Genomic DNA, 6,382 nt, shown 5'->3' on the forward strand with positions numbered 1-6,382 from the left:
GACAGGACCATAATCAGCACGTCTGCGATAGTGCCCAAGATACCCAGAAAGCATCATGCGGCCCAAGATACCCTCCCCTGTCACCGCTCAACGTCCCGGCGCCGCACGGTCGCTTGCGAATCGGCGCGGCAGCAGCGGTAACGCGCGCGCTGACGATGACAACAACAGTCAGATTGGCCTTTCCCGCAACACGGGGAACACGGGCAACGCGGCTTCAGGGCACCGACCGAACCCATCGAGCCAGCGCCCCAAGCTCGGCCTACTGCTGGCGGCAACCGGGCTGATCGCGGGCGGATGGTGGTTTTTCGATCTTCCTTGGCCCCTGAACATCGGCTGGGCGCCTAACGCGCGCGAAGTAGCACTCACGCAACGCGCGGTCGAGCTGGATCTCGCCGCCTTCGAGCAGGCCGAGCGCATCGATACCGAAGCCGCCTACCGCGCTTATCTGGCCCATTGCCAGGTCACCGGTTGTGCCCATCGCACGCGGGCCGTACAACGCCTCGCGGTCTTGCGCGAAGCCGCCGCGCAAGGCAGCCCCATCGCTCCTGCGCGGCCCGAAGCGGTCGATCTGGAGGCCTTTGAGCAAGCGGCGGACCTCGATACCGAGGCCGCCTACCGCGCCTATCTGGACGCCTGTCAGCCCCAGGGTTGCGCCTATCGCCTCCAGGCCGAGCAGCGCCTGCGGGCGTTACGGACAGCGGCCGCGCAGGCGGCCCAGGCCGCTGAACTGGCGCAATCCGCCGCCGAACTGGCACAACGCGAACACGCCCTCACACGGATCAAGGCCGAACTGGACCAAGTCGCCTTTGCCCAAGCCGAGCAAGCCGATGATGAAGCCGCTTACCAAGCCTATTTGGACCAGTGTGAAGGCACCGGCTGCGGCTTCCGCGCGCAGGCCGAGACGCGCCTCGCGCAACGTGCCGAGCAGGCGCGTCGTTTCGCCCAAACCCCCGAGATGGTGGCCCTGAAAGCGGGCTGCTTCGAGATGGGCAGCCTCCCGAACGAGAGCGGCAGCCGGGATGAAGCACAGCACAAAGTCTGCGTTGATGCCTTCAAGATCGGCAAATACGAGGTCACTTTCAGTCAGTACGATCGCTTTGCCCAGGCCACGGATCGACAGCCACCCAGTGATGAAGGCTGGGGGCGCGGCAATCGACCGGTGATCAATGTCAGCTGGGAGGACGCAAGCGCCTATGCCGACTGGCTCTCGGAGACGACTGGCCAAGCCTACCGCCTACCGACCGAAGCGGAATGGGAATACGCCGCTCGCGCCGGCACCGAGACCGCCGCCTACTGGGGCGCAAAGACACACGAGGCCTGTACCTACGCTAATGTTCACGACCAGACCTCGGCGCGCGACAATGGCTTCTCCTGGCCCCATCATGCCTGCAACGACGGCTATGCCCAGACCGCGCCGGTCGGTCAGTTCCAGGCGAATGCCTGGGGACTGCACGACATGCTGGGCAACGTGTGGGAGTGGACCTGTTCGGCCTATGGCCCTGATTATGAAGGGGCGGAGCAGCGGTGCTCGAGCCCGAACCATGCCGGCTCGCGCACGATTCGCGGCAGTTCCTGGCACGGTCAGGCTGGGCTGGTGCGAGCTGCGATCCGACGCGCGATCCTACCTTGGAACGGTTATGGCGGACTCGGCTTTCGAGTGGCCCAGGATTAGGCAGCCAAGAGTAGAGAGAGAGTACTGCCACAAGGTGGGCAAAAACGACTGCCGATCAAAATTAGATGAAGGGCAGCTCTGCTCGCGCGGCGGTAACTGCAAGTCCAACTGCTGCAAACCATGGATTGGGACCGGTTTTCTACCGTCCTGCCGCCCTGCAGACAAGTGTTGAGGTCGACTCCCTGCCGACTGAAGCGAGTGTCTGGTGCCAGGGGAATGGCCCCTGGCAGGGAAAACAAGAGCAGGAAAAACCGGCACAGTGCGGCCTCGCAAGGCCGCGCCTTCTGCAGATGAAAGTCCCGCCTGGGTAATCGTGAGCCGCCTGCGTGAGGCTTCTGCGAATTGCGCGGGGATGGCGGACCAGGATTGAGGCGAATTACCTTCAAGGACTACGCAAAGGACGCCTTGGGGGTTGCGCTGATCGGCTTCTGAGGCGGGCGCACACGACGGGCCAAGTGCGGCGCGGGCGTGCGCATCACCATCGCGCTCGCGCGGGTCGCACACCCTCGAAGCGCACGAGCCCCGCCCTCACTCTAGCGCCAACCTTAGAGACGACCTGACAGCGTTGGCGGATACCTATGCGAGCCACCCGGACCTTGATCCTAGCGGCGGCTTGCCTGCTGCTTACGTTCCATCCTGCCCTAGCCGATGGGCTACGCCTGATGACCTGGAACATCGAAGGCGGCGAGCAGCCGCCGCGGGTGATCGCCGAGCGCGTCGCGGGCGCGCTGGCCGAGACCGGCCCGGTCGAGGTCCTGGTGTTGCAGGAGGTGATCGACGAGGCGCAGGTCGCGGCCGCCGCTGAGGCGGGCGGTTTCGCGCACTGGGCGATGAGCGACTTCTCGCCACCGGTCGGGATCACTGGCGCCTGGTTCAAATCGCTCGAGGTCGCGGTGCTCAGCCGGGTGCCGATCGAGACCGTCTCCGAGTGGGACCTGACCGGGCGCGAGCCGGCCGGTGACGGCTACGCGCCGCGCGTCTCGGATGACGGCGTGCCGCGCCGCGAACTGGCGATCACGGTCGACACCGGCGATCCGCCGCCCTCGCGCGGCTTCCTGCGCGCCGATCTGGCCGAGGGGCTGAGCATCTACGCGGTGCACTGGAAGTCCTCCCGAGGTCGCGACTGCAACGCCGAGCTGGACTCGACCTATGTCGCGCGCCACTTCCCCGGCGGAGCGGTCGATCACATCCTGGTGGTCGGTCCCGAGGCTGACGGCTTCGGGGACGCGAGCACGCCGCCGCTCAGCGGCCGACGCTGGCAGGGCTCGGATCATCGCCCGGTTTTGACGACCGGATCACAGACAGCGGCGCCCGGTCTGTGATGCACTCGCCGCCGCCGCACGCCGCCGGCAGGTCGCTCGGCGCCCGGCTTCGGAGGACCTCACCATGGACCCAGTTTCAGCACTGCTCGCCGGCTTCCTGCAAAGCGCCGGCGAGACCCTCTCGCAGGCCGCCATCGACGGCATCAACGCCGAGCCCGAGACCGTGATCGTCGACTACCAAGACCAGCGTATCCGCTTCACGCACCAACCCTGGGGCATCCGCCCCGAGAGCGTCTGCGCTGACCACCGCGCGCGCCTCGCCGACTACGCCCCCTGCACCCAAGCGGCGAAGACGCTATTCGAGGAGGCCTGCGTCGCATTGAGGGCCAAGGCCGGGCGCCAACCGAGCGCGCGCAACCTGAGCAGGATGTACTGCAACGCCGCCGCAGGCTTCGCGCCGACCCAGGCCAGCATCCAGTGGAGCGACAACACGCCTGCGGCGATCCAGGCGGTGGATTGCCGCCGCGCCAAGGCGCTGCAGGTGCTCGAGAACAGCGCCGGGAACCGCGCGCGCGTGCAGGCGGCCTGCGGGCCGTGAGGCGGTCGGTCTTGGCGGGGACGGTCATGGTTTCCGGCCGCCTCGGGATTTCTACTGCGCATCGCGGCGTCAGCTGGGCATCGTGACCAAGTCACATCTCAGGGGGCAGCTGGCGACAGGGATCGCAAGCGCAGCCCGTCACGCGCATTCAACCCGATCAGCCAAAGATTGGCCGCGCCGGCGATCAGCTCGATGACCTGCGCGCCATAGAAAGCGGTGTCGAACGCGCCTTGGGCGGCTTTGAGATGGAGAAAAACAGCCAGCGGGACCAGCACCAACAGGCCGTTGAGGGCGATCAGTGGCATGCGCCGTTGTTTGGCGCTGATCCGTGCGGCGACACGTCCTCTCGCCAGGGCGAAGCCACTGCCGCCGGTGATCATCAGCAGCGGCACCAGCACGAACAGCGCGGCGACGATCGCCTGCTTCACCGCGGCCACGCTAGCGTGGGAGAGAAACAACTCAGCGATCAGTGTCGATGTCATGAAGGCGGCAATGCACAGGAACGCCAGCAGCGCGGCGCTGCGATGGAGGTTAGTCAACATGAGCGGGGTCCTCCTCGGAGGCGTGATACAGGTCGCTGAGCGCGTGCAGCGTGTTCAGCGTCGTCTCCAGCTCGGCGGCCGGAATCTGTTTACAGATCGATTGGGCATGGTCGGTCCAAGCGCGCTGGATGGCCTGATAACGGCTGATCCCGGCCTCGGTCAGCGCGAATAGCGGCGAGCGCTTGTGGGCGGGATTGGGACGCTTGCACACCAGCCCCTCCTGCTCCAGCAGGGCGAGCTGCTTGCTCGCGCCCTGGCGGGTGACCCCCATCTGGCGAGCGATGGTCGGCGCCGAGGCGGCTGCGCCGGACAACGCCAACGCGCCGAGCACCTGCCAGCGCGCGCTGGTGAGTCCAAACGGTGCCGCAAAGCGATCGCCCCACTCGATCAAACGACCGTTGGCGCGGAACACCGCGAGCACCGTGGCGGTGAGCGATTCTGGATGCGGATTCGCCAACGAAGCCTCCTGTCTGCAACTGGTGGTCAATTTATTTACCAGTTTACAATTTGACAGTCGGTTGTCAATAGACCGCAATGACCCACCGTTGGCAGTGCGACAGCGAGCACCCATCTGTCGAGACCTGATGAAGAGGATCGCAGCCACGCCCGAACCGCCTTACCATGCGGTCATCTTTTCTTCGATCCGCACACCGCGTGAGCCCAGGGAGTACGCCGCAATGGCCGCAGAGATGCACGCGCTCGTCGAGCGCGCCTACGAGTTCACGGCCGATCAGGACACCGACCATGCAGCTGACTGAGAGCGTCCCCTGGGGGCGCTCGTTCGACGAGTACCGCGCGATGTTCGCGCTGAGCGACGCCGATCTGGGCCGACGTATGCTCGGCTGCGGCGACGGACCGGCCGCGTTCAACGCCGAGGCCAGCGCGCGCGGGGCCGAGGTCGTCTCGGTCGATCCCCTCTATGCCTTCGACGCCAACGCCATCGCCGAGCGCATCGCGGCGGTGCGACCGCAGATCGAAGCCGGTCTGCGGGATGCGCCCGAGCGCTATCTCTGGACCCACTTCGCGGACGTCGATGAACTGGTTTGCACCCGGCTCGCGGCGATGGAGCGGTTTCTCAGCGACTACCCGGGGCCGGAAGCAAGTCCCCGCTACCTCGCGGCGGCGCTGCCGTCACTGCCATTCGATGACGGCGCGTTCGACCTCGCCTTGGTCTCGCACCTGCTCTTCACCTACTCCGAACATCTTGGCGCAGACGGGCACCGTGCGGGCCTGAACGAGCTGATGCGCGTCAGCCATGAGGTGCGGATCTTTCCGTTGCTGACCCTCGCCGGCGAGCCGTCGCCGCATGTCGAGCCGGCAATCACCCAGGCGGAGGCCGCCGGTTGGCAGGCCGAGGTGATTCCGGTCGACTACGCCTTTCAGCGCGGCGCCGACCGGATGTTGCGGTTGTGGCATGACCATTGAGCCGGATCAGGCGATGAGCGGCACCATGGCGCGCACGAGCGCGGTGCTGGCGAGCCTGCGCGCGATGTCATTCACCGCCGCATCGAAAAGACTGTCGATGTCGGCCACGCTTGCCGCGTTCGCGTCGCCTTGCGCGACCTGACCTGGCCTGAAGGGCGGATGTGATGGCACTGGTCATGGGCCTGCTGACGGCCGTTGGGGTGGTCGTCCTGCTCGCGGGTGTCACCGGGTGGTTAAGGTCTCGATCGCAAGGTTGATCAGATCGGCGGGATCGCTCATGGTCAGCGCTGCTGAGCGAATCACGGGGGTGATGACCGTTTCACCGCCCTCACCGTAACGGCACATGCCCAACTGAGCGCGGATCAGCGTGCGTTGTCGGGACAGCGTGTGTGATCTGCTCCGGCCATCGATCAGGGCCGTAGAAGCAGGGAGATTCAGGACCGTACGTAAGAACGCGAGCACTTGCTCGGGCACCTCGTCCAACACGGGGAAGTAGCCCAGCTGCTGCAGGGACTTCAGCATGACAAGAAACGTCAGTCGCTCCTCATTGCTGGAAGATTGCCGGAGCACCCACTGCGCTTCCTCGGTCGTCGGACCGAAGCGAGCGTCCAACTCCTGATCGCTAAGCGGCTGTGAGAAACGCGGATAGGCGGTGCGCTCGATCGAGGCCATCGCTGTTGCGACCTCCTGTTCGGGGTACGGAAAACCCCTGTGAAATCGGCGCAGCGACGCCTTGGCATTTCAAGGGCTTGCGCGAGAGCTGCCGAGGGTACCAAAATCACTTGTTTTTCGTATAAGCTCAGGACGATGAGCAAGCAGGTAGCCATCTATGCGCGCGTCTCGACCGGGGAGCAGACGCCGGATAATCAACTCCAAGCGTTGA

8 protein-coding genes are annotated in these 6,382 nt (G+C 65.7%); 5 read left to right on the forward strand and 3 right to left on the reverse strand.

Annotation, left to right across the window (positions count from 1 at the left end; all coding sequences use genetic code 11):
• Positions 1–55 precede the first annotated feature (55 nt).
• The 3 genes from AC54T3_RS15055 to AC54T3_RS15065 all read left to right on the forward strand — a co-directional run bounded on the left by AC54T3_RS15055 (position 56) and on the right by AC54T3_RS15065 (position 3,532).
• Positions 56–1,672, forward strand: a complete 1,617-nt coding sequence (locus tag AC54T3_RS15055) for a formylglycine-generating enzyme family protein (RefSeq protein ID WP_496626031.1) — start codon at positions 56–58, stop codon at positions 1,670–1,672.
• 662 nt (positions 1,673–2,334) lie between these two features.
• Positions 2,335–2,994 carry an endonuclease/exonuclease/phosphatase family protein gene (locus tag AC54T3_RS15060; RefSeq protein ID WP_496626033.1) on the forward strand — a complete coding sequence of 220 codons (660 nt, stop codon included), beginning with the start codon at positions 2,335–2,337 and terminating at the stop codon, positions 2,992–2,994.
• A 64-nt stretch (positions 2,995–3,058) separates the two neighbouring features.
• Positions 3,059–3,532, forward strand: coding sequence for a hypothetical protein (locus AC54T3_RS15065; protein WP_496626035.1), 474 nt, complete (start codon positions 3,059–3,061; stop codon positions 3,530–3,532).
• 98 nt (positions 3,533–3,630) lie between these two features.
• On the opposite strand, the gene AC54T3_RS15070 is transcribed toward AC54T3_RS15065, so the two are convergent.
• Positions 3,631–4,074 carry a hypothetical protein gene (locus tag AC54T3_RS15070; RefSeq protein ID WP_496626037.1) on the reverse strand — a complete coding sequence of 148 codons (444 nt, stop codon included), beginning with the start codon at positions 4,072–4,074 and terminating at the stop codon, positions 3,631–3,633.
• A complete protein-coding gene (locus AC54T3_RS15075) occupies positions 4,064–4,531 on the reverse strand; it encodes a MarR family winged helix-turn-helix transcriptional regulator (protein ID WP_496626038.1) in 468 nt (155 codons plus the stop codon). Before AC54T3_RS15075 ends, AC54T3_RS15070 begins: the two co-directional genes overlap by 11 nt.
• 127 nt (positions 4,532–4,658) lie before the next feature.
• Between AC54T3_RS15075 and AC54T3_RS15080 the strand changes: the two genes are divergently transcribed.
• Complete coding sequence (locus AC54T3_RS15080; protein WP_496626040.1) at positions 4,659–4,832, forward strand: hypothetical protein; 174 nt, start codon at positions 4,659–4,661, stop codon at positions 4,830–4,832.
• Positions 4,819–5,499: an SAM-dependent methyltransferase gene (locus AC54T3_RS15085; protein ID WP_496626042.1), complete on the forward strand. Its 681-nt coding sequence runs from the start codon at positions 4,819–4,821 to the stop codon at positions 5,497–5,499. The genes AC54T3_RS15080 and AC54T3_RS15085 overlap by 14 nt, the downstream gene beginning before the upstream one ends.
• 222 nt (positions 5,500–5,721) lie before the next feature.
• On the opposite strand, the gene AC54T3_RS15090 is transcribed toward AC54T3_RS15085, so the two are convergent.
• Positions 5,722–6,171, reverse strand: coding sequence for a DUF4158 domain-containing protein (locus tag AC54T3_RS15090; protein WP_496626044.1), 450 nt, complete (start codon positions 6,169–6,171; stop codon positions 5,722–5,724).
• Positions 6,172–6,382 lie beyond the last annotated feature (211 nt).

Source organism: Halochromatium sp. NSM3 (assembly GCF_059621085.1).